Origin of the sequence: Methanobrevibacter thaueri, assembly GCF_003111625.1 — an archaeon.
Taxonomy (GTDB): Archaea; Methanobacteriota; Methanobacteria; order Methanobacteriales; family Methanobacteriaceae; genus Methanocatella; species Methanocatella thaueri.
Genome location: NZ_MZGS01000023.1, coordinates 163,409 through 184,309 on the forward strand (window position 1 = coordinate 163,409; position 20,901 = coordinate 184,309).

General features: G+C 39.5%; 25 protein-coding genes and 1 pseudogene. 7 read left to right on the top strand and 19 right to left on the bottom strand.

What is annotated here, in order from left to right:
* Positions 1–7: 7 nt before the first annotated feature.
* From tpiA to MBBTH_RS06725, 3 genes are read right to left on the bottom strand one after another with little or no spacing between them, the layout of a single operon-like run.
* Positions 8–676, bottom strand: a complete 669-nt coding sequence (gene tpiA / locus MBBTH_RS06715; protein WP_116592285.1) for a triose-phosphate isomerase — start codon at positions 674–676, stop codon at positions 8–10.
* 45 nt (positions 677–721) lie between these two features.
* Positions 722–1,600 carry a DNA-methyltransferase gene (locus MBBTH_RS06720; protein ID WP_116592286.1) on the bottom strand — a complete coding sequence of 293 codons (879 nt, stop codon included), beginning with the start codon at positions 1,598–1,600 and terminating at the stop codon, positions 722–724.
* A gap of 1 nt (position 1,601) precedes the next feature.
* Positions 1,602–2,471, bottom strand: a complete 870-nt coding sequence (locus MBBTH_RS06725) for a hypothetical protein (protein WP_116592287.1) — start codon at positions 2,469–2,471, stop codon at positions 1,602–1,604.
* 132 nt (positions 2,472–2,603) lie between these two features.
* Between MBBTH_RS06725 and twy1 the strand changes: the two genes are divergently transcribed.
* Positions 2,604–3,521 carry a 4-demethylwyosine synthase TYW1 gene (gene twy1 / locus MBBTH_RS06730; RefSeq protein WP_116592309.1) on the top strand — a complete coding sequence of 306 codons (918 nt, stop codon included), beginning with the start codon at positions 2,604–2,606 and terminating at the stop codon, positions 3,519–3,521.
* 89 nt (positions 3,522–3,610) lie between these two features.
* On the opposite strand, the gene sucC is transcribed toward twy1, so the two are convergent.
* From sucC to MBBTH_RS06755, 5 genes and pseudogenes are all read right to left on the bottom strand, one after another.
* On the bottom strand, positions 3,611–4,729 hold the full coding sequence (gene sucC / locus MBBTH_RS06735; RefSeq protein WP_116592288.1) for an ADP-forming succinate--CoA ligase subunit beta: 1,119 nt from the start codon (positions 4,727–4,729) through the stop codon (positions 3,611–3,613).
* An 11-nt stretch (positions 4,730–4,740) separates the two neighbouring features.
* Positions 4,741–5,289 carry a 2-oxoacid:ferredoxin oxidoreductase subunit gamma gene (locus MBBTH_RS06740; protein ID WP_116592310.1) on the bottom strand — a complete coding sequence of 183 codons (549 nt, stop codon included), beginning with the start codon at positions 5,287–5,289 and terminating at the stop codon, positions 4,741–4,743.
* Positions 5,290–5,297: 8 nt separating this feature from the next.
* Positions 5,298–6,161 carry a 2-oxoacid:ferredoxin oxidoreductase subunit beta gene (locus tag MBBTH_RS06745; RefSeq protein WP_116592311.1) on the bottom strand — a complete coding sequence of 288 codons (864 nt, stop codon included), beginning with the start codon at positions 6,159–6,161 and terminating at the stop codon, positions 5,298–5,300.
* A gap of 1 nt (position 6,162) precedes the next feature.
* Positions 6,163–7,293 (bottom strand): 2-oxoacid:acceptor oxidoreductase subunit alpha, encoded by a 1,131-nt coding sequence (locus MBBTH_RS06750; protein ID WP_116592289.1) that lies wholly within the window; start codon positions 7,291–7,293, stop codon positions 6,163–6,165.
* Between the two features lie 84 nt (positions 7,294–7,377).
* A pseudogene (locus MBBTH_RS06755) lies at positions 7,378–7,569 on the bottom strand (4Fe-4S dicluster domain-containing protein); the annotation flags it as partial.
* 136 nt (positions 7,570–7,705) lie between these two features.
* Between MBBTH_RS06755 and MBBTH_RS06760 the strand changes: the two are divergent.
* Positions 7,706–8,197 carry a fumarate hydratase C-terminal domain-containing protein gene (locus tag MBBTH_RS06760; RefSeq protein ID WP_116592291.1) on the top strand — a complete coding sequence of 164 codons (492 nt, stop codon included), beginning with the start codon at positions 7,706–7,708 and terminating at the stop codon, positions 8,195–8,197.
* On the opposite strand, the gene MBBTH_RS11200 is transcribed toward MBBTH_RS06760, so the two are convergent.
* Entirely contained in the window at positions 8,194–8,766 is a 573-nt protein-coding gene (locus MBBTH_RS11200; RefSeq protein ID WP_116592292.1) for a sugar O-acetyltransferase, read from the bottom strand. The genes MBBTH_RS06760 and MBBTH_RS11200 overlap by 4 nt on opposite strands.
* A 94-nt stretch (positions 8,767–8,860) precedes the next feature.
* Positions 8,861–9,598 carry a peptidylprolyl isomerase gene (locus tag MBBTH_RS06770; RefSeq protein WP_116592293.1) on the bottom strand — a complete coding sequence of 246 codons (738 nt, stop codon included), beginning with the start codon at positions 9,596–9,598 and terminating at the stop codon, positions 8,861–8,863.
* A gap of 196 nt (positions 9,599–9,794) precedes the next feature.
* Here MBBTH_RS06770 and MBBTH_RS06775 point away from each other — a divergent pair, with 196 nt between their 5' ends.
* Positions 9,795–10,889 carry a DUF763 domain-containing protein gene (locus MBBTH_RS06775; protein ID WP_116592294.1) on the top strand — a complete coding sequence of 365 codons (1,095 nt, stop codon included), beginning with the start codon at positions 9,795–9,797 and terminating at the stop codon, positions 10,887–10,889.
* Here MBBTH_RS06775 and MBBTH_RS06780 read toward each other — a convergent pair.
* From MBBTH_RS06780 to MBBTH_RS06795, 4 genes are all read right to left on the bottom strand, one after another.
* Complete coding sequence (locus MBBTH_RS06780; RefSeq protein ID WP_116592295.1) at positions 10,886–11,425, bottom strand: RNA methyltransferase; 540 nt, start codon at positions 11,423–11,425, stop codon at positions 10,886–10,888. The genes MBBTH_RS06775 and MBBTH_RS06780 overlap by 4 nt on opposite strands.
* 238 nt (positions 11,426–11,663) lie before the next feature.
* Complete coding sequence (cobS, locus tag MBBTH_RS06785) at positions 11,664–12,446, bottom strand: adenosylcobinamide-GDP ribazoletransferase (protein WP_116592296.1); 783 nt, start codon at positions 12,444–12,446, stop codon at positions 11,664–11,666.
* 83 nt (positions 12,447–12,529) lie between these two features.
* The gene (locus MBBTH_RS06790) at positions 12,530–13,621 is read right to left on the bottom strand and encodes a radical SAM/SPASM domain-containing protein (RefSeq protein ID WP_116592297.1); all 1,092 of its coding nucleotides are present in this window, start codon (positions 13,619–13,621) and stop codon (positions 12,530–12,532) included.
* 19 nt (positions 13,622–13,640) lie between these two features.
* On the bottom strand, positions 13,641–14,711 hold the full coding sequence (locus MBBTH_RS06795; RefSeq protein ID WP_116592298.1) for a phosphatidylglycerophosphatase A: 1,071 nt from the start codon (positions 14,709–14,711) through the stop codon (positions 13,641–13,643).
* A 64-nt stretch (positions 14,712–14,775) separates the two neighbouring features.
* Between MBBTH_RS06795 and larC the strand changes: the two genes are divergently transcribed.
* Together larC and queC are read left to right on the top strand one after the other, a co-directional pair.
* Positions 14,776–15,945, top strand: coding sequence for a nickel pincer cofactor biosynthesis protein LarC (gene larC / locus MBBTH_RS06800; RefSeq protein WP_116592299.1), 1,170 nt, complete (start codon positions 14,776–14,778; stop codon positions 15,943–15,945).
* Complete coding sequence (gene queC, locus MBBTH_RS06805) at positions 15,942–16,595, top strand: 7-cyano-7-deazaguanine synthase QueC (protein WP_116592300.1); 654 nt, start codon at positions 15,942–15,944, stop codon at positions 16,593–16,595. The genes larC and queC overlap by 4 nt, the downstream gene beginning before the upstream one ends.
* A gap of 8 nt (positions 16,596–16,603) precedes the next feature.
* Here queC and MBBTH_RS06810 read toward each other — a convergent pair whose 3' ends face one another.
* The 3 genes from MBBTH_RS06810 to MBBTH_RS06820 all read right to left on the bottom strand — a co-directional run bounded on the left by MBBTH_RS06810 (position 16,604) and on the right by MBBTH_RS06820 (position 18,660).
* Positions 16,604–17,215: a vWA domain-containing protein gene (locus MBBTH_RS06810; RefSeq protein ID WP_116592301.1), complete on the bottom strand. Its 612-nt coding sequence runs from the start codon at positions 17,213–17,215 to the stop codon at positions 16,604–16,606.
* 169 nt (positions 17,216–17,384) lie between these two features.
* Positions 17,385–17,633, bottom strand: a complete 249-nt coding sequence (locus MBBTH_RS06815) for a helix-turn-helix domain-containing protein (RefSeq protein WP_243409756.1) — start codon at positions 17,631–17,633, stop codon at positions 17,385–17,387.
* Positions 17,634–17,646: 13 nt separating this feature from the next.
* Positions 17,647–18,660: a M48 family metallopeptidase gene (locus MBBTH_RS06820; protein WP_116592302.1), complete on the bottom strand. Its 1,014-nt coding sequence runs from the start codon at positions 18,658–18,660 to the stop codon at positions 17,647–17,649.
* 144 nt (positions 18,661–18,804) lie between these two features.
* Here MBBTH_RS06820 and MBBTH_RS06825 point away from each other — a divergent pair, with 144 nt between their 5' ends.
* Complete coding sequence (locus tag MBBTH_RS06825) at positions 18,805–18,990, top strand: hypothetical protein (RefSeq protein WP_116592303.1); 186 nt, start codon at positions 18,805–18,807, stop codon at positions 18,988–18,990.
* A gap of 80 nt (positions 18,991–19,070) precedes the next feature.
* Here MBBTH_RS06825 and MBBTH_RS06830 read toward each other — a convergent pair whose 3' ends face one another.
* A complete protein-coding gene (locus tag MBBTH_RS06830) occupies positions 19,071–20,069 on the bottom strand; it encodes an oxidoreductase (RefSeq protein WP_116592304.1) in 999 nt (332 codons plus the stop codon).
* Positions 20,070–20,216: 147 nt separating this feature from the next.
* On the opposite strand from MBBTH_RS06830, the gene MBBTH_RS06835 reads away from it, so the two are divergent.
* The gene (locus MBBTH_RS06835) at positions 20,217–20,432 is read left to right on the top strand and encodes a hypothetical protein (RefSeq protein ID WP_116592305.1); all 216 of its coding nucleotides are present in this window, start codon (positions 20,217–20,219) and stop codon (positions 20,430–20,432) included.
* 123 nt (positions 20,433–20,555) lie between these two features.
* On the opposite strand, the gene MBBTH_RS06840 is transcribed toward MBBTH_RS06835, so the two are convergent.
* A partial coding sequence (locus tag MBBTH_RS06840; protein ID WP_207773343.1) for a transposase occupies positions 20,556–20,901 on the bottom strand: 346 nt, incomplete at its 5' end.

The following is a 20,901-nucleotide window of genomic DNA, read 5'->3' on the forward strand; positions in this document are numbered from 1 at the left end:
TCTCACTCTATAATTTACTTACTAAATCAAGCAAAGCTTCTTTTGGACTTTCAGCCTTGATAATTCCTGATGCAAGCAATACTCCATCTGCGCCCAAGTCCATTGCCGCTTTCATGTCATCGCCAGTTGTGATTCCTGCACCGCACAATACTTTAATGTTCTTGTTGATTGCCTTTACTTCCTTTACAGTGTCTTCAACGACTTCAGGCTGTGCTTGGGACACTGGTATTCCTGTACCGATAAGTTCCGGCGGTTCAACTGCAACGGCATCTGGTGCAAGAGCTGCCACCGCCTTTGAAGTTTCGATGTTGTTTGTGCATACGCAGGACTCGATTTCATTGTCTCTGCATAACTTTATGACTTCATCAATGTCTGCCAATTTCATTCTGTTTTCTGAATGGTTAATTAGTGATCCGCTTATTCCGGCTTCAATCAAGGTATTGATAAGGCTTGAGCCTGTGTGGCCTCCCGGTGATATCGGATCGATGTGTTGAGCAAAAATAGGTATGGAAGCTTCATCACTAATCCTATAAATATCTGCTGCTTGAGGCGCTGCGACCATGGTAATTCCAGATTCGCTTGCAGCGCTTTCTAAGTCATGTGCAAGCTTTAAAGCGTTTGCACCACTTGATTCCAAATAAGTTTTATAGTTTAATATTACAATTGGAGTGTCCATAATAATCCCACAATTTCTTTTTATAATAATATTTATAGAACATTATTAAATAAATTTTTGATTATCAATCCTTCTTTTAGACAGTTCAATGTATTCCTCTTTAATGTCATATCCTATATATCTGCGATTATTCCGGATTGCCGCTATACAGGTGCTTCCGCTTCCGCAAAATGGGTCCAGAACAACATCGCCCTCATAGCTGTAGAGGTTTATCAGCCTGTGGGGCAGCTCTACAGGAAACGGTGCCGGATGACCTATCTTTTTGGCGTTTACAGCAGGGAATTTCCATACGCTTTGTGTCCATTGGATGAAATCGTCATGGCTTATTGTGTCTCTTTTCTCCTGCTTTTTGTTCTTTGAATAGGAGTCCTTTGAAAAAACCAGTATGTATTCATGATAATCCCTTAAAACCGGATTTGAAGCGGACATCCAGCTTCCCCATGCGCATGACCCTCCTGCACTTGCGGATTTGTCCCAGATTATCTCGCCCCTCATGAGAAATCCCAAATCAAGCATTATCTCAATCACCATTGCGTGAAGGGGAATGTATGGCTTTCTTCCTATGTTTGCAATGTTTATGCAGGCTCTTCCCCCGGTTACCAGCTTCCTGTGCACCTCTCTAAAAACGCCTGTCAAAAGCTCCAGGTACTCATCCAGCGTCAGGTCGTTGTCATATTCCTTTCCCACATTGTATGGCGGGGAGGTGATCATCAGATGAATGCTGTCGTCAGGTATCTCATCCATCCTTTCGCTTGACTTGCAGTATAGCTTATCCAAGTCCTTTACATCGATTTTCGTTTCCCTATATTCAATGTTCTTCGGAATTTCAAATCCCTTGAACAGTTTTGAACTGTAAAACTTCTTTGAACTGTGTGATTCCCTTACAACCGAACCGAAAGTTGTTGTCTGTGTTTTTCTTGGCAAGTTATGACCTCTTTAGGAGATTGATGAATTTCAATCCCTTTTCCTGATAGGTTTTTTCTCGATTGGCCAATTCGATTAACTGGCCCAGTTTTTTGGGGTTCTGCATTCCTGAGAAAAAATTCAATTCCTGATTAAATAATTTGTCTAAACTCATATTAAACTCATCTATATTGTCCATCCTGAGAAACCCATTTTTATGACTCCTCTTTCGGGTGTTGCCATGGTTCAGGGGAAACGGGTTCAATGACCAGAATCCCTGAATGATTCCTGCCTTTTTGAGGTAGTCCGCCTTTTTGCAGAAACCGTTTGACAACGGAGCATTGCCCAGGACTATCAGCGGGATTTTTGAGGACTTGAAATTGGACACCCTTATGTCGATGCATTTTCCTATTGCCTTGAGAATCGAGTCGGAACGTGTGAAGCTTGGCCTTCCCTGGTGTGTCCTGTAGTCTCCAATCTCCCTTATGTGGGATGTTTGAACATCATATTCCCAATTCCAGACCAGAGACATTTTCACCTCAAATATCAGTTTCACCTCATCAGGCATTAGGACCTTCTTGTTTTGTGTTGCAATTGCGATGTCCGCAGGAGATTTTCGCGATATTCCGATTGCAGGAATCTGGGCCTGCTGAACCACATAGAGGTTCTTGTCTTCCAGGACATATTTTATCAGGTCACTGACCCATTTTTCCGTGTAGTTACCTATAAGCGAATTTCTGGCCTGAAGGGTTGATTTTGGCCCGTCATATCCCTTTGGCCAGTATGCCACATATCTCTCATCACTTGTCCTGTAGAACAGTTGGTCATAGGATGCGAAATTCCTTGACTTTTCAAAAAATATTTTTTCCTGATTTCTGCCCCATAATCTCATAAAACATAGTATAATATCTAAACATATAAATAATTTTTAGAATATTTAATATCAATTTGTTTAATACAATGCAATATTGGTCCGAGTGTGTAAAAATTAAATACTATCATGACTAAAAATAAATTTGATTTCATGTCATTCAATAAGGAACAAATAGAAAAACTGGAAAAAAGCGGATATAGATTCGTTGGAACACATGGCCATGCGGCAGTAAAGACCTGCCATTGGACTCGTCAAAGCATATCTGACAAGGGAGTTTGCTATAAAGAGAAATTCTATGGTATCAAATCCCACAGATGTCTTCAAATGTCCCCATCCGTTCCAAACTGCCAACAGGAATGTGAATTCTGCTGGAGGGACCTGACCTACACCCAAACCAGTTGGGAAGATGACGAATACGATGATCCCAAAACAATTGTGGACGAAGCGATAAAGGCTCAGAATAACCTGATGTGCGGTTTTTATGGAAACCCTAATGCCAACAAGAAAAAGCTGGAGGAAATGAAAAATCCGAACAACGCAGCGATTTCACTGGCCGGAGAGCCAACCCTCTACCCCAAGATTGACGAACTGATTGGTGAATTCAACAGGCGTGACTTCACAACATTCGTTGTCAGCAACGGCCAATGCGTTGACAGATTGCGTAACCTGGAAAATGATCCATATCAACTTTACCTTTCCTTAGATGCACCTTCAAAGAAAATATTTGAAGAGGTGTGCAGACCAAGAATAAATGATGCTTGGGACAATTTAAATGAATCACTTGAAACACTTGCTAGTTTTAACTCACGCACATGCATACGAAATACCTGTGTTCGCGGAAAAAACATGGAAAATCCTGAAGAGTATGCGAAGCTAATCAAAAAGGCAAACCCAGATTATGTGGAAGTGAAGGCGTATATGTACGTCGGATCATCACGTGAAAGATTGACAATGGACAACATGCCATCCTTTGATGAGGTTAAGGAATTCGCCAAAAAAATCGGTGAAAACTGTGGAAAAGAAATAGTAAACGAATCTCAAGTTAGTCGTGTCGTTCTCCTTGAGTAAACTAAATCTAAAGGAATGTTAGTTAAATCTATCCCAAATGGAATAGACTTAATTTCCTTTAAGAGATTTTCTAAATTTTAGCAAAGAAATTATTTGCCTTCGGCTTTTAATTCTTCACAAAGTTCAACGGCCTTTTTAGCAGCCTTTTCCATTGAAGTTTCAAATGGAATTCCTGCTTCCTCTAAAAGTCTCTGACCTTCCTCCTCATTGGTACCGGTCAATCTGATAACAATGTGGACCTTACGGTCTGCCTGTTCTAAAGCCTTGATTACACCACGTGCAACATCATCAGCTTTAGTGATTCCTCCTAAAACGTTGAGGAATACCACTTTAACAGGATCATAGTTTAAAACAATGTTTAATGCCTGATTGATGATATGTTCTGAAGCTCCACCACCAATATCCAGGAATGTGGCCGGTTCTCCACCATTGAGCTTGATCATATCCATTGCTGTCAATGTTAAACCCGCACCGTTACCGATTACTGCAATGTCACCGTCCAATTGGACAAAGTCAACAGCTTTCTTCTTATAATGGAGCCTGTCAACTAAATCCTGGTGTCTGAATAGGGAATCATTTTCAACAACCATCTTGGCGTCAGCGGCAATCAATCCTTTTGGAGTCAATACCAATGGATTTATCTCGGCGGTATCAGCGTCATATTTTGTGAATACATTGTATAATTTCCAGATGATGTCTCCCATTGGGGAAATCAATTCGGATGGAACTTCCATTTTACGTGCGATTTCACGTGCTTCGTATGGCAAGAATTCAAGCAAAGGATTAGGATAGTACTTGATAATCTTTTCAGGATTGGTCTTTGCCAGATTTTCAATTTCGACCCCACCATCCTTACTTGCAAGAATGACAGGTCTTCTGGCACCCCTATCAACTGATACGGTTACAAAGAACTCGTTCAAGATATCTGCTTTTTCTTCAATTAAAAGGTGTTTTACCTTTTCACCTTTAATTTCCATACCTAAAATTTCTTCTGCAACTTTTAAAGCTTCACCAGGGTTATTTGCAAATTTTACACCCCCTGCTTTACCTCTACCTCCGGTCAACACTTGAGCTTTGACAACAACCGGAATGTCCATTTCGGAACATACGGACATCGCTTCTTCCGGAGAGTAAGCCACGTGACCTTCTAAAATTGGAATTCCTTCATCGTTAAAAATTTGTTTTGCTACATTTTCAAAAAATCTCATTATAACACCCTTTATTCAACTAAAGCATATCCTGCTTCAAATGCGCTAATGTTCTTCTCTTCAGTTCCTGCCGGAACGCTTGCCTCAATAGCTTTCATAGCTGCCTCTTTGGATATCACTTCAGTAATTTTTGTTATTGCTCCAACCATCACAATGTTTGCTACGATCTTAAGTCCGATTTCATCGATAGCTGTTTGTGTTGCAGGAGCTTCATAAACCTTAATATTATGCTCTTCTATAAATTCTTTGACATCCTCAACATCGGTTGTTCCAGGATCAACTATTAAAGTTCCGTTATCCTTCAAATCCACGATATACTTGATTAACGCTTCGTTGGACATTGCTACCAAGATATCAGGATTTTGAACTTTTGGATAATCGACTTCAGTGTCGCTGATTACAACTTCACATTTGGAAGCTCCTCCACGAGCTTCAGGACCGTATGATTGAGTTTGAACAGCTTCTTTATTGTCAAAAAGACTTGCAGACTTACCTAAAATGATACCTGCAAGAATTATTCCTTGACCACCAAATCCGCAAATTCTAATTTCAGTTCTCATTTTATCCCTCATAACTCTGATTCATATGCAGAATTAATAACAGTCTTTTTGCCTGATTTTTCCACACTGATCTTATCAATATTATCTGTAAATTCGTCTTTTGTGTAATTAGCAAATTCGCCAACCACAATCTTGCCTTCCAAATCCCTTGCATTCATTCTGTCTGCAGCTGATTTGTATACTGTATTTGCCTTCATCACTGCGGCCATTGCAGTAGGTGTTTTGAGCTTGTTCTTACGGCCAAAGTAAGTTGGACATTGGGTTGCAACCTCAATGAATGAAAATCCAGGATTTTCCAATCCGTCTTTGATTGCCAATACGAGGTTTTCAATTTGCACGGTAGTCCATCTTGCTGAATATGTTGCGCCTGCAGCTGCAACAAGTTCTGCCAATTTGAACGGAGTGTCTTGGTTACCGTATGGAGCGGTTGTTCCAAAACTGCCTTTCGGAGAGGTTGGACTGATTTGACCACCGGTCATACCATAAATGTTATTGTTGATACAAATTACAGTTAGATTAATGTTTCTTCTTGCAGCATGAATCAGGTGATTTCCACCGATAGAAGCTGCATCACCGTCACCTGTGAATACGACTACATCAAGGTCCTTGTTTGCGGTTTTAAGACCGGTTGCGAAACTTAATGCTCTACCGTGAGTGGTGTGCAATGAATCGCATTTCAGGTAACCCGGAATTCTTGATGAACAACCGATTCCTGAAACCATTGCGATGTTGTCGAAATCCATTTCAGCCTTTTCCATTGCGGCTAAAAATGCATTGATGATAGCTCCGTTTCCACAGCCTGGGCAAAATATATGAGGTAATCTATCTTCCCTTAAATACTTAAGAAACCTGTTTTCCTTATGTTCTGACATTTTAGTTACCTCCCATTTTTGAAATTTCATCTAATATCTCATCAGGAGTTGGTAATAATCCTCCGATGACTCCCATCAAGTGAACATTGGCATCGCTTCCAAGCACACGGTCAACTTCATAATACATTTGACCCAGGTTCATTTCAACCACAAGCACATCACTTGCGTTCTTGGTGATTTCCTTCAATTGTTCATCTGGGAATGGCCATGGAGTGTCGATTTTAACGTAACCCACTTTCTTGTTGTCTTCCCTTGCCTTTCTGACAGCCTCGACGGCGGACCTTACAGGAGCTCCATAGGACACGATAATGATATCTGCATCTTCACATTCTTCACTTCTAACTGAGCAGATCTTGTCTTTATTGTTCAATACCTTGTCACAGATTCTTTGTACGAGTGCCGCATGGGTTTCTGGAGTGTTTGTGTCCGGATAACCTCTTTCGTCGTGAGTCAATCCTGTTACATGAATGTTAAATCCGTCACCGAATGCAGGCATTGGAGTTGTTCCGTTTTCAACGTTTTCGAATGGTAAGTAATCATCAGTCTTTTCAGGCCTTTTTCTTGGGACGATTTCAATGTCGTCTCCAACAACTATCTTCTCTCTCATGTGCCCGATTATTTCATCAGCCATTACAAACACTGGGCATCTGTATTCCTCAGCCAAGTTGAATGCCTTAATAGTGAAGTCAAAGAATTCCTGAACGCTGGATGGAGATAATGCTATCGGTTCGTAATCCCCGTGGGAACCCCAACGGGCTTGCATCATGTCACCTTGTGCTCCCATGGTCGGTTGAGCGGTTGAAGGTGAACCCCTTTGAACGTCAACGATGACGATTGGAGTTTCGCTCATGAATGCGTAACCGATGTTTTCCTGCATCAAGGATATTCCCGGACCTGATGTTGCAGTCATTGATTTGGCTCCTCCCCAAGAACCTCCAATAATTGCACCTGCAGAAGCAATCTCATCTTCCATTTGAACAAATGAACCTCCAACTTTAGGCAAATCACGAGCTAAGGTTTCTGCAACCTCAGTAGATGGAGTAATAGGATAACCGGCAAAAAATCTGCAGCCTGCAGTTATTGCTCCTTTAGCGCATGCTTCATTTCCTTGAATAAAAAATTCTTCAGCCATTTTATACACCTACTTTTTCCCCTTTGTGAAATTAGGATTAAAATTCAACTCATTGTCATCTTTCATCCACCAATTTTCCGGCAAATCTACAGTGATTGCCTGATCAGGACATGCAATTTCACAAGTACCACACTTTGTACATCTGTCTTCAAACTTGACAAATGGTAATTGGACTCCCTTTTTGTTGACATCAGGAGATATTGCATATACGTTCTTATAACACATAAATAAGCAAAGATGACATCCTTTACATAGTTCTTCATCAATTATAATCAATTTTAAAATCTCCTTATAATTCTATGATAAATAAATATAGAATGTATATTATCTATGTTATTAAACATTTAAATATCTTCGTGAAATCGTGACGAATTAGAAAATTTTTTAAAAATTAAAAATAAAATAATGAGTAATGATTGACTTGCAAACACCGATTAGCGATGATGACTTGGACAGGTTGGATGTCGGTGACAAAATCACCATATCCGGAACCATCTATACCGGCCGTGATGCGGCACTGCCACAACTGGTTGAACTGATTAATGAAAAAGAGGTGCCGTTTGATTTGAACGGCAGCGTCATAATGCACACCGCATTCAGTGATGCCGGAATCGCACCTACAACCAGCAGCAAGGTCGAAATAGAATCAACAATAACTCCATTAAGCGAATCAGGCGTTAAAATTCATATCGGAAAGGGAATGCTTAATGACGATACGCTAAAAGCATTGAATGAAAACAATTCCATTTTTGTGATAACACCGCCTGTGGCGGCGCTGCTGACAAGCAAAGTGCTGGAAAAGAAGTGTGTCCTGTTTGAAAATGAAGGCATGGAAGCCATGTTCGAACTGAAAGTCGACAGGATTCCCGGAATTGTAGCCATCAAGGATGGAAAACGGATTTAAAGCTTGATGTCCCTGATGTACCTTGCAGGAACTCCCGCAACAATGGTGTTCTTTTCAACATCCTTTGTAACGACCGCACCAGCCCCAACAATTGCATTGTCCCCAATGGAAACTCCTGGAGTTATTGTGACATTGGATCCAATCCATACGTCATTACCTATCTTAATTGGGCCCGGAATCAAATTTCCTCTTTTTTCAGGATTCTCATCATGGTTTAATGTTGCCAAAACGACATTATGGCCAATCAGAACATTATCCCCTATGTAAATTCCGCCCTGGTCCTGGAACCTGCATCCTGAATTGATGAAAACGTTCTTTCCCAAGTGAATGTTCTTTCCGAAATCCGTTGTGAAGGGTGGGAAAACCCTGAAGTCCTCGCTGACTTCCTCACCAATCAGCCTGGAGAACAATTCACGAATCTCTTCAAAATCATGATATTTGTAATTTAGCTCACAGGTTATCCTTTGCGCCTCTTGTGAATAGTAATTGCAGGCCATTGCAGCCTCTTCATCCATCTCCAAGGCAATTCCCTCATTGAAAATCCTTAAAAGTTCATCCAATTCTAACATGGATAAAAGATATGTAAAAAATAGTATATTAAATTGTTGTTAATTGTAAAAAAAAGAGTTAAAAGAGTTATTTTAAATAACTCTGAAATTTTATCTATTCTTCAGCTTCTTCTTCATCATCTGAGTCTTCATTTTTTTCAAATGAATCTACGAAATTGACTTTGTTGATTTCGTCGATGTTGTCCCAGATGTCTTTAGCTATTCTGAATCTTGCGAAAGTGATGTCCATGTAGGATTGTTGATCGAATTTGGACATGTCATCTAATTTGATGTTTGCAACGCCGTCTTCGATGTCGATTTCGGTTTTGTCGATGTCGACATTAGGGTTGGAGTAGTGTAACTCAATCATGCTTTTGATTTTTTCGGTTTCGTCTTCGATGATTTCAGTTACTTCAACATCATAGACTAAGTCTCTTCCTGCTAATTCGTGGTTGAAGTCAACTTTTACTCTTCCACCGTTTACGGTTAAGATTTTACCGGTTGCGCCTTCGGATTGGATTTTCATACCTGGATATGGAGTCATTCCTTGTTTTTTGAATTCTTTCATAGGCACTAATTGGATTAAAGAGGAGTCTCTTTGACCGAAACCGTTTTCAGCGTCTACTTCAATTACTTTTTTGTCTCCTTCTTCTAAACCGATAATTGCTTCTTCAATAGCAGGTAATAAGTGGTTTCCTCCTACAACGATTGGAATTGGTTTGTAGGTTTTGTTTTCTTCGAAAATGCCCACTTCTTGTGCAACTTCCTCATAAGTAGTATCAAATACGTCATCAGTGTCTTTTATTTTACCAGTAAAGTTTACTCTTACAAAATCTCCGTTATCTACAGCCATAATTTTAGCTCCTATATAATTTTGATTAAATAATTTGTTAATAAATATAACATTAATAATTTTAGTAACCATTACTTATTAAAGTTTTGTTTATATCCAGAATATATGTCAAAAATTATTGCTGTGGAAATAAATTAAATACTTTCCAAATGCTCTCGGTAAAAGACTAATATTTATTATAAACATATTAATTATCATGCAAAGAAGAGGAGCAGTCAATCTACCATTGCATGGAGGCCACCCACCACGCTGGCTCTTTTCAAGAATGGTTGAGCTTTCAGGAGCGTTGAGTAGCGTAATCATTGAGGAATACAGTTTGGAAGAGTTTCTAAACCGTATCTCAAACCCCTACTGGTTTCAGGCGTTTTCCTGCGTTTTAGGTTTTGACTGGCACTCCTCAGGAACCACAACCACAACGCTAGGCGCCCTTAAGGAATCATTGAGTCCCGAAGAGCACGGAATTTATTTGACCGGAGGCAAGGGCGCCAAGTCCCGCAAGACACCACAAGGCATTGAGCATGCAGGAGAGATATTCAACCTCAAGACAAAAACAACCGAAAAGCTGGTTGAAACAAGCAAACTATCCGCAAAGATTGATAACTCATGCATCCAGGACGGATATACGCTATACCAGCACAACTTCTTCGTAACTGAAAAGGGAGACTGGGCAGTCATCCAACAGGGATTGAACACCGAAAACAAATATGCAAGACGATACCATTGGCTAGGCTCTGAAGTGGAAGATCTCCTGAATGACCCTCACAGCGGAATATCCTGCGACGCAATGACCCCCAATACCTTGAACATGCCATCTGAAGAAAGCAAGGAGGCCCAAAGGATTAGTGTTGATTTAATCAATGACAATCCGATTCATTTAAGGCAATACTTTAAAAGAAAGGACAATCAGCTTCTTTTGGAGGATTTCTCAATGCCTGCACATCATCCTGTCCTTGACATGGACATCTCGGATAAGGAATTTGAGGTATTGACACGCGCATGGGAGATACAGCCTGAAAATTATGAGGAGCTGATTCTGCTTCAGGGAATAGGTCCTAAAAAAATAAGGGCACTTGCATTGATATCAGATTTGGTTTACGGTGAGCCTGCAAGCTGGAAAGACCCCGTCAAATACAGTTTCACACATGGGGGAAAGGACGGTTTCCCATATCCCGTTGACAGGGATGTCTATGACAATTCCATTCAAACAATAAGGGACGCCCTTGACCAGGCGCGCATAAAAAAAGATGATAAGTTAAAAGCCATTAAAAGATTAGATGACTTCATATCCTAACGGTTTTCATCGTGAATATTTACTGTTTTTCCATGGGCTGTTGGAATGACTTCCAATACAGGATTTTCAAATTCCAAATCGAATTCCTTTCCATCCATCAACAGGTGTTGAAATACCGCCAATGAGGACACTTCTGAGTGAGGTTGTGTTGTTACTGATACATTCCAGTCTGCAGCCTTGTACACTCTTCCGGGAACCTTGGATCCGCCAACGATTATTAAAATATCCGAACCGTCTTCCCTTATTTCCGGTGCGGTTTCATGGGCTTGGGTTCCATACATTGTCAGGTGCACCACCTTTCCGCCATCAGATTTCCACTTATTGATTACACCCATGTAGCTTTCTGTGTATTCGATTTCAAAATTGCCTCCAAATCTGGAAGCGGTGTCCCTTACATTTTCCATTAAACGATTGTCACGTTCTCCAGCAAGATATATTTTGCTTGCTCCAAATGCACGGGCAGTTAGGCAAACATGAGTTGTAATACGTGTATCTCTTTTTAATCTGTGGTCTAATCTTAAAACATTAACATTCATATTATCATTTAACTATTACTCCTCGAAAATATATAAATTTGATGAGAAAAACCACATTCAATAACAAGGAGGTGATTGCATACATTGCCATTCAAGGAATGATAATTTAAATATGAAAAACAATTTATTAAAAAAACTTTAAATTGTGGTAAATCTCATCATGATTAGATTTGACTTCCCACTATATAAAAGAATGTATCAGATAATGTCAATCTTGATTTTAAGTTGTAAAAGATGTTTACAGGAAATATAAAGCCACAGCCATGAACAGTAATGAAAATAAACGTCCTACCTCATTACTCATTCCTAAAACATCACCATTTGCCAATACAAAATTTCGTTTTGCAATGACTGCTATTATTGTTCCTGAAATGATTGCTCCCAAAGCTCCGAAAATGCCCACAAGTCCTCCAAGCAAGAATGCGAAAGTGGTTATGATTGCTGTGGAAATGAAATATTTTGACGGAGTTGTTTCATTAATGAAATAGCTGCCGATTCCAGGAGTCAATGGCTTTGAAAGCAATGCTGTGGTGAGCAGTGATGTCTTTGCAAGCATTTCACAAATAATGATTCCTATGATGAAATTATAATCCAAAATATTGTAGATTCCTGCAATTGTAAGGCTTGCAACTAAAAATAGTGTTGCAACACCGCCTGAACCCACACTGGAGTCTTTCATGACTCTGATTTTACGTTCAGGCTCCCCATGAACCATCACTCCATCGGCCATGTCCATCACACCATCCAGGTGATTGTATCCTGTAATGATCATTAGAAACGCATAAACAATGACTGCTGCGAAAAATGAGTTCAAATGCAATATCTCCAAGGAGATGTAACCGCAAATTGCCGCTAAAATACCGATGAAAATGTGTATGAATGGCCATGCCCAAGTCAATTTTGTCATATACTCAATTGAAGTGAACACATTAATCGGCAAGATTGTTGAAAAGGTTAAAAGTCCTAAAAGTGATCTTATTGGGGAAAATTCCTCATCTTCAAAATAGCTATCGTCTTCCATAATTATTCCTCATACGGTTACAACTAAAATTCTCTAAAATTAAATTTTATAAATTATAATTATTATAGTTTTTAGGTGATATGTCAATCATCCAATAATCTTTCAACTTCATCCTTATGTTGAAACAAAACACAACCACCCTCATGGTCATCCAACAGGAGCCCTCCGTCCCTAAGGGACTTGAAGAGTTTTGAATCCAACACCTCAAGAAGGGAAGCGTCTTTTACATTGATATCGGAATACGGTGAAGCAGGACAAGGTTCCGCACCGCCCTGTGAATTGATGTGGAAAAATCCTCTTCCAGCGGCCAAACAGCCTCCAGAAGTTTTTTCATCACCCGGAAATGATAGGAACAGCATGTCCATATATTTTTCACGCAAATAATCAAGCCTTTCGAGAAGCATTTCCCTTTCCTCATCTCCAGGAGCCAAATCAACTGTCTCTTGATTGACTGGAACATATTCTATAAAGAACACCACCTTACACCCCAGCTCATAGAGATAATTGATGAAGTCATCACGAATCAGTGAGTCCAGGTTTCCCCTTGTGAAGGTTACTGAAGCCCCAAATATCAAGTCCTTCTTTTTCATCAAATCCATTGACTTTATCAGTTGGCTGTAGACTCCCTCTCCCCTTCTGGAGTCGGTGTCTGCCTCATCACCTTCAATGGAAAATATCGGGACAAGATTTCTATTCCTATCAAACAATTTGAGATAATCCTCATTCATGATTGTGCCGTTGGTGAAAATTGGGAACAGGATTTCTGGAAATTGGGTTGCCCTTGTTATGACGTCCTCCCGTAACATCGGCTCTCCTCCGGCAATTACTATGAAACTGATTCCAAGCTCTTTAGCCTGATTGAATATGTCCCCCCATTCATCGCCTGTAAGCTGATTTTGAGGTGTTTCATCGCTGCATGCATCATTGGCTCTGGAATAGCATCCTGTGCAGTGCAGATTGCAGCTGCTGGTGACGCTTGCAATCAGGAAAACCGGAATGTGATGTCCCATATCCTCATAATCCTGCCTGATTTCAGTGGCCTTTTTGGCATGTTTTGAAAATCTGAGTAAAAAGAGACTTTCCTTAGGATTCCTGAGGGTGGCTTTCATGGCATTCTTCACGATATATTCAACGCCCTCTGCCAGATATTCCTGAATGTCAAAATCATCGCCCATAATCTCACTCAAGTTAAAATCAGTCTTCCAATACCCTGGACACACATCCCGCAATCAGCCCTGCAAAAGCATCGTCAAGAACCGGAGGCAATCCGTAGATTATTCCAGGTTTTAATTCATCATATTTCTTAAAGTTGAATGTTGCCTTGGTTCCGCCAATCTGATTGGCAATGGCAATTCCCAATACGTCATCACTATTAAGAGACTTGTCACTTGAATCTATTTCTCGTATCCTGTGTGCGCTCAAGTCCTTTTCTGTCCTCATTGCAGCAACCAAAAGTGCAATCACATTAATGTCAGTTAACGATTTAAGAATCTGGGCCTTTAATTTCTCTTCTAGTTGAGGTTTCTGTTCGCCATCATCCAGAAGTTCCAATCCCACCTCGACAAGATCCCCAATCAGAATTCCTTCAGACACAAGATAGTCCAGAATTCCGAATGTCAATTTTAAATGCTCGAAAGCATCCTCAAGGCTGATTTCAATGGCATCACTGATTCTTATCCTTAACTCGTCAAAATCAATATCATCGTATTCCACATTGTTGATGTCAAGTGAATCCCCTTCAGTTTCGGGAACATTTCCAAGAACGGCCATAAAATCATTATCATTTAAGATATGTTGAATGTGCAGCGGCAATGCCATGTTTGCCAATGCCTTGGCTTTTGAAGATGTTGCCAGCTTAAAAATCTTAAGCAAACCCTTTGGCGAAATCAGTTTATCGATGTAAATCACATGACTTAAGTTGATTCTTGCATCGCTGAAACCCTTTGGAGAGTTTGCAACCTTCAGTCCATCAGTGAAATCCTCAATGACAATGTCATTTGCCATGAATGTGAAAATGGTCAAATCATCATAGGTGTTTGTAAAGTAATCCAAGGATTCTGTTGCCTGTGCAATATAGGAACCCTTTAAATGGTTAAATATCTCAGCCTTCTTTGCAGTCGCCTTAAAATCATCTTTTGCCTTTACAATGTTCACATTTTCAACAATGTCAATACCATCGCTTACGGTAAAGTCGCTGAAGGCAAGGAAATGATTTGGATTATTGATGCAAATCCCATAATCCTTTTCGATGATATTCAATTTCATGTGATAATGTATATTAATTATTTAATTTAAATCTATATTATAATATCAAAAAGGACTTATAATTATGACAATCATTATTGACCCTCAAGCTAGCGGAATAGCAGGAAATATGCTGATTGGAGCATTTGTTGATTTAGGGGCAGATGCCGATGAACTGAAGGAAATCATGGAAAAATCAGCCTTTGAATTCGGAAAAATTGAAGTGACATTTGAAAAGGTATCAAAGCATGGCATCGACTCCACATTCTGCCATGTTGAAATGCTGGAGCAAAAGCCCTGCATCAATTACAGGGAATTCATTTCAAAAATAGAGAATCTTGATTTGAATGAGAATGTCCTTGAAACTTCAATTAGGATATTCAGAAGGATAGCTGAAGCCGAAAGCAAGGTTCATGGGAAAACCTTGGATGAAGTGCATTTCCATGAGGTTGGGGCTAGCGATGCGGTCGCTGATGTGATAGGTTCCGTATATGCTTTTTATTCACTTGGCTATGATTTACAAAAGGTTATCGGCCTTCCTATAGCTGTTGGAGGAGGCAGGGTCAAGACCGCCCATGGAACAATACCGGTTCCTGCACCTGCTGTTGTTGAGATTTTAAAGGATGCAAATATGGTTGGAGGTCCTGTTGACAGTGAGCTTGCAACACCGACAGGTTCTGCAATCTATATGGAGCTGTGTGATGAGATTAAAGAGTTCATTCCTCAAATTAAGGCTAAAAATGTTGGTTATGGTGCTGGAAGAAAGGATTTCGACCACCCTAATGTCTTGAGGATAATTGAAAGCTCAGACATCACAGAAAGCGACAGGATTGATGTCATTGAGACCAATCTTGACCATTTGACCGGAGAGGAAATCGGATATCTCTTCGATACCCTGCTTGACATCGGTGCAAGCGACGTTTCAATCACTCCGATAATAATGAAGAAGAACCGCCAGGGAAGTCTCCTGAAAGTAATTTCCAAGAGGGAAAGACGTGAAGACATCATCAATGCCATCTTCAAGGAGACCGGCAGTTTGGGCATTAGAATAGCTCCCCATATGCATAGGGGAATTGCCAAAAGAGAATTCGAAACCAAAACATTTGACATTAACGGCAAGGATTATGATGTGACCTTCAAAATAGGTTATGTCAACGGCAAAGTGATTTCCAAAAGGCCGGAATATGAGGACCTGAAAAGAATTGCAAAGGAAACAGGACTTGCCTTAAGAGAAGTTAAAGAGTTGGTAAGATGAAAAAGGCAATAAGCGTTTTTTCAGGAGGCCTTGACTGTACCGTTGCAACCTGCGTTTACGATAATGATTATGAAATTCATGCCATCACATTCAATTACGGCCAAAAGGCATTCGCCCAGGAACTGAAGGCATCAAGAAAGATTTGTGAAAAGATGGGCTGGACCCATGAGGTCATTGACCTGCCTTGGCTGTCCGACATCAGCAATTCAAGCCTGAATACCGATGAGGACATTCCTGAAGTGTCTGAAAACAATTTGGATGACATTGACAAAAGCAGCGAAACCGCAAGCAACGTTTGGGTTCCTGCCAGAAATACGGTTTTCACATCAATCGCATTATCCTATGCCGAAAGCATTGGCGCTGAGATAATAATAGTCGGCTGGAACAATGAGGAGGGATTGACATTCCCTGACAATTCACAAGAGTTCCTAAATGAATTCAACGAATTGATAAAAGTAGGATCTCCAGATAAAATAAGAATTGAAGCACCAGCCATTAATTTGAATAAAGAGGAATTGGTTGAGTTAGGTGTTAAAGTTGGTGCTCCAATGAAATTAAGTTACTCCTGTTATAAGGGAGAAGATGAACCCTGCGGCGTTTGTGAGAGTTGTGTGAGGCGAAATAGAGCATTTAAAAAAGTTGGAATATGATTAAAGATTTAATCATATTTTTCCATATCCTTTTTCCATCTTGCATCATCCAAACTTATCTTATTCAACATGCAATCCCTTGCATTGGATACTGACGCGTACATATCGTCAATACTTTCCCTTGATTTTTTATAATTTGCAATGCGGGACCTTTTAAATCCAAAGTTTGCAGCCTCTGAATATGAGTCAATATCCGCTCCGATGTAGATGAATTCCCATTTGTGGTTTTCAATCAGGTTTCTGATTTGCTGTTTGGAGTATTCATGTGATGCGTTTTCATATCCATCAGTCATGATTACAACCAATGCATTGTTGTCGATTTCCTTATCGAGGGTGTTGATGGTTTTTCCGATTGCATCCAAAAGTGCAGTTGATCCTCTTACCCAATATTCCTTGTCGGTTAGTTCTGCCACATCGTGTATTGGTTTTCTTTTGTATAATACTTCGTATTCATGGTCAAAGAGTATGGTTGTCACATAGGTCTCCAAGTCCTTTTCCATTTCTTTTTTAATGAATGAATTGAACCCTCCGATTGTGTCACTTTCGGAACCGCTCATTGATCCGCTCCTGTCCATTATGAATATCAAATCCATAGCTTCCGGTTTTTCAATGGTTGTCATGTTTATCACTTCCTTAGTTATATGTTAGTAAATTGTGTTTAACTTACACACAATATATTAACAACTGGTAGTATATAAATGTTTTGAAAATAAGCATTAAAAAATCAAAAAAAGTTTCCACACTCATCACAATTCCGACAAGAGCGGAAACAAAGTTGAAAAAAAATAATTATTCCAAATCCTCTAAAACCTCAAAGCCTTCCTCAGACAATCTATAAAGACGACCTTTTCTGGATTGTGGATTGAGGCACTCTACAAGGTCCTGTTCCTTAAGTTCCCTTAAAACATTGGATATGTGATTTCTCAAGATTCCGCTGTCGTTGGCAATCTCGGTTGGAATCTTGACATCATCCCCAATGGCCTTCAAGACCTTTACCCTATAAGAGGATCTCTTAACGTATTTTGATTTGTCATTCATAAAAATCATCCCTTTAAAGCTTGTTTCCACAGTTGGTGCAGAACTTATCTCCGTCAGATATGGTCGCACCGCACTTTGGACACTTAGGCTCAGTTTCAAACTTTTCACCGCAATTTGTGCAGAACTTATCGCCCGCCTCAACTTTAGCGCCACATTTTTTACAATGCATTACTCCAGCATCATTTAAATGCGCTTCCTTCAATTCCTCTTTTGGAGTTGGAGTGTTGGCAACAACCGGCTGTGAGTAAAAATCAGCCTGATTTTCAATTTCAACAATCAGCTCATTCATTGCTGCAATCCTTTTTGAATCTGCGGGGTGTGTGGAGAAGAAATCATGCTCATTGGAATTCTGATTTGACATGTCCTGCCAGAAATGAGGGATATGTGAAATGTCATAACCTGCCCAATGGATAATCATCATGCCCAAACGGTCTGCCTCAAGCTCCTGGTCCCTTCCCCATGGATTCATAAGGAGGAATTGTGAACCAACGGTGGCAACATTTGTGGCCGCACGTGTCAGTGAGCCCAATCCTCCCAAACCGACAAGGTCCATAGCAATACTGCCTATCCAAGCGGCTGATGAGATTGCGTTCTGGGCATTTTGAGCGCTGATTCTTGTTCTTGAATGGTCAAGCAACGCGTGTGCCATCTCATGGCCTAAAATAAAGGCAACCTTCTCTTCGGTGTTTGCAACTGATAGAATGCCTGAAAACATCACGATCTTTCCTCCAGGCATGCAGAACGCATTGACGGTATTGTCCGCCACCAAATGAACGTCCCAGTCATAATAATCCTCAACGTAATCAAGCCTTCCAATCCTATCCAGATATGCATTGACTGCATTTATTAGCTTGACTGCAACGTTTATTACAATCTGGCCGTTTTGGGTGTTGTCTAGCAATTGCGCCTGATTGATCATACTATAATATTCATTGTAGGAGTCCTGCAGAAATTTATCGTCATTTACCATGTCAAAATGTTTCTTGCCAGTGAATGGGTTTATTGCACTTCTATCATCTTTTGCCATGATTAAATTTATTAATACTTTGTGTATAAAAACTTTTTCAAAATAGGGGCAAGTCACTGAAGCTATGTTATGGAACAAAAACTATATTTAACAAGTTTTTTATAATATGTTCATTAAATTTAAATTTAAGTAAAGGTGAAAACTATGATGCATAAAATATGTCCAAGATGCGGATCAACAAATATTGACTGGATTATTCCACAAAACTGGTCTCAGTGCGTTTGCAAGGATTGCGATTACACCGGACCCATTGTTGAAGGAAACGACGAATTTGCTGAAGAAATTCGTGAAAACTACAAGCAATATTTAAAAGAACAAGAAGAAGAATGAATTTAAGATTTTACCATCAACACCATAACTATTAGCGGGGCCAACAGACCCCGTGCACAAAATTAAAAAAAAAACTTATTTTAATATTTAAAACAGGTACTGGTTTTCTTAGAATAGCAGTTATTGCAGCTTTGACAGATTGACTCTCCCTCACCATTAGCTTTCCACTCAGCCAGGAAGTCTGCCTGTGCCACAAACGGCTTGGACATTGACATGAATTCCACATTTGAATGGTTCAAGACATCATTCATTGATTTCATGTCCCTTAATGATCCTCCCAAAATAACGGGAATCTCTAAAGAGTCAATCAACTCATCGGCATATACCAAGAATGGATTCTTTTCCCTGCCGTCGTAAAGATATGAAATGGTGCGTGCGGTCAATTGTATGCTGTCGGCTCCTGCCTTTTCCAATTCCTTTGCAACCTTGATACTTTCCTCTGCAGTCATTCCGCCCTTTCTTACATCCCATGGATTGATTCTGATGCTCACATGCATGTCCATGGTCTTCTTGATGACCTTGATAATCTCTGATGCGATTCTTACCCGGTTTTCAGTGTTTCCACCATATTGGTCATTTCTTTGGTTAAAGTAAGGGTTGATGAAACGTGCCAAATAGAAATTGTTTCCCATGTCAATCTGAATACCATCAAAGCCTGCAAATGAGAATTTCTTGGCCGCCATAATCACTTCAGCCTGTAATTTTCTTATACCCTCAATTTTCAAATCGTTAGGTTCGGCCTTTTGATTTTCGCCATCGTCATAGTAAAAGAACGCCAGCTGTCCGAGTATTGGCACATCATAGTTGTGGCAGATATCTGTCACCATCTTATAATCCTTAACAAATCCCAAATAATTTAGGCTTGATGAATATGGGGCAAAACGGTCCTTATGGTCCAGCACAAACATTTCTGAGACAATCAAACCTGTTCCTGAACTTGCAATCTTTTCATACTTATCATAAATTGCAGGTGATAGGAAACCTCCCTCTTCTGTTTCTGTTTCCCAAGTACCTGTCCTTACAATCCTACTGTTTAAATTTAACTCTCCGAATTGGCATTCGTCAAAAATATCTTTCATGATAATCACTTGAACTACTTCTTTTATATTATTATAATCCTAAAAAGTATTTAAAGATAATAGTAATGTCAAAATAACCGAAAAGTGATAAGTATATATTATATAACTAAAAAAGGTTTATATAACTAGTTAAATGGAGGGAAAAATATGGTAAATGCAATTCTTGCAGCAGTATTATCCTTTTTAATACCAGGTTTAGGTCAAGCTATTGCTGGAGACATTAAAAAGGGTATTATCTTTTTCGTGATTGCTATTGTTCTAGCAGGTATCGCATCATTAATATTTAGAACTTGGTTTGCAGGTATAGTAAACCTTTTATACAGTTTATTTGCTGCATATGATGCTTATCAAATGGCACAATAGTTTAAAAAAGAATGAATCAAAATCGGAGTTTTTTAACTCCACTTTTTCTATTTTTATCAAATTTGAGGGCGACTCAAAATTAATTATTTTTTAAAAATTTTTTTGCATTAATTTTTATTATTTTCAGGTATTTTGTTTGTTGTTTTGGTGTATGAGTTCGTTTTGTATTGTTTCGTTGTATATTCGTTTTAAATTGTGTGATATTGCGAGTAATTTTGCTTCTGTTTGTGTTCTTTTTAGTCCAGTTGTGTTGAATTCTGTTACTTTTAGATTTTGTTTTATATTTCCAAATGGCCATTCTGCTGTTTTTGATCGTTTTTTATAGATTTCTTGAGCCCAATCTGTTTCCATTTTTCTGAGCATTTTTATTTTGTTTGGATTTCCATAATCGGTTATGATTCTATTGTATCTTTTTCCACAGCATTCTTGGTGTTTTGGGCATGTTTTGCAGTTGTTTGTCCAGTATGCG

Coding starts and splice junctions, on each gene's coding strand:
- larC (WP_116592299.1), top strand. CDS start 14,776: ATGACAATCATTATTGACCCTCAAGCTAGCGGAATAGCAGGAAATATG.
- queC (WP_116592300.1), top strand. CDS start 15,942: ATGAAAAAGGCAATAAGCGTTTTTTCAGGAGGCCTTGACTGTACCGTT.
- MBBTH_RS06810 (WP_116592301.1), bottom strand. CDS start 17,215: ATGACAACCATTGAAAAACCGGAAGCTATGGATTTGATATTCATAATG.
- MBBTH_RS06725 (WP_116592287.1), bottom strand. CDS start 2,471: ATGAGATTATGGGGCAGAAATCAGGAAAAAATATTTTTTGAAAAGTCA.
- MBBTH_RS06790 (WP_116592297.1), bottom strand. CDS start 13,621: ATGGGCGATGATTTTGACATTCAGGAATATCTGGCAGAGGGCGTTGAA.
- MBBTH_RS06780 (WP_116592295.1), bottom strand. CDS start 11,425: ATGAATGTTAATGTTTTAAGATTAGACCACAGATTAAAAAGAGATACA.
- MBBTH_RS06830 (WP_116592304.1), bottom strand. CDS start 20,069: ATGAAAGATATTTTTGACGAATGCCAATTCGGAGAGTTAAATTTAAAC.
- cobS (WP_116592296.1), bottom strand. CDS start 12,446: ATGGAAGACGATAGCTATTTTGAAGATGAGGAATTTTCCCCAATAAGA.
- MBBTH_RS06815 (WP_243409756.1), bottom strand. CDS start 17,633: ATGAATGACAAATCAAAATACGTTAAGAGATCCTCTTATAGGGTAAAG.
- MBBTH_RS06835 (WP_116592305.1), top strand. CDS start 20,217: ATGGTAAATGCAATTCTTGCAGCAGTATTATCCTTTTTAATACCAGGT.
- MBBTH_RS06745 (WP_116592311.1), bottom strand. CDS start 6,161: ATGTCAGAACATAAGGAAAACAGGTTTCTTAAGTATTTAAGGGAAGAT.
- MBBTH_RS06820 (WP_116592302.1), bottom strand. CDS start 18,660: ATGGCAAAAGATGATAGAAGTGCAATAAACCCATTCACTGGCAAGAAA.
- MBBTH_RS11200 (WP_116592292.1), bottom strand. CDS start 8,766: ATGTTAGAATTGGATGAACTTTTAAGGATTTTCAATGAGGGAATTGCC.
- MBBTH_RS06740 (WP_116592310.1), bottom strand. CDS start 5,289: ATGAGAACTGAAATTAGAATTTGCGGATTTGGTGGTCAAGGAATAATT.
- twy1 (WP_116592309.1), top strand. CDS start 2,604: ATGTCATTCAATAAGGAACAAATAGAAAAACTGGAAAAAAGCGGATAT.
- MBBTH_RS06750 (WP_116592289.1), bottom strand. CDS start 7,293: ATGGCTGAAGAATTTTTTATTCAAGGAAATGAAGCATGCGCTAAAGGA.
- sucC (WP_116592288.1), bottom strand. CDS start 4,729: ATGAGATTTTTTGAAAATGTAGCAAAACAAATTTTTAACGATGAAGGA.
- tpiA (WP_116592285.1), bottom strand. CDS start 676: ATGGACACTCCAATTGTAATATTAAACTATAAAACTTATTTGGAATCA.
- MBBTH_RS06825 (WP_116592303.1), top strand. CDS start 18,805: ATGATGCATAAAATATGTCCAAGATGCGGATCAACAAATATTGACTGG.
- MBBTH_RS06770 (WP_116592293.1), bottom strand. CDS start 9,598: ATGGCTGTAGATAACGGAGATTTTGTAAGAGTAAACTTTACTGGTAAA.
- MBBTH_RS06795 (WP_116592298.1), bottom strand. CDS start 14,711: ATGAAATTGAATATCATCGAAAAGGATTATGGGATTTGCATCAATAAT.
- MBBTH_RS06760 (WP_116592291.1), top strand. CDS start 7,706: ATGATTGACTTGCAAACACCGATTAGCGATGATGACTTGGACAGGTTG.
- MBBTH_RS06775 (WP_116592294.1), top strand. CDS start 9,795: ATGCAAAGAAGAGGAGCAGTCAATCTACCATTGCATGGAGGCCACCCA.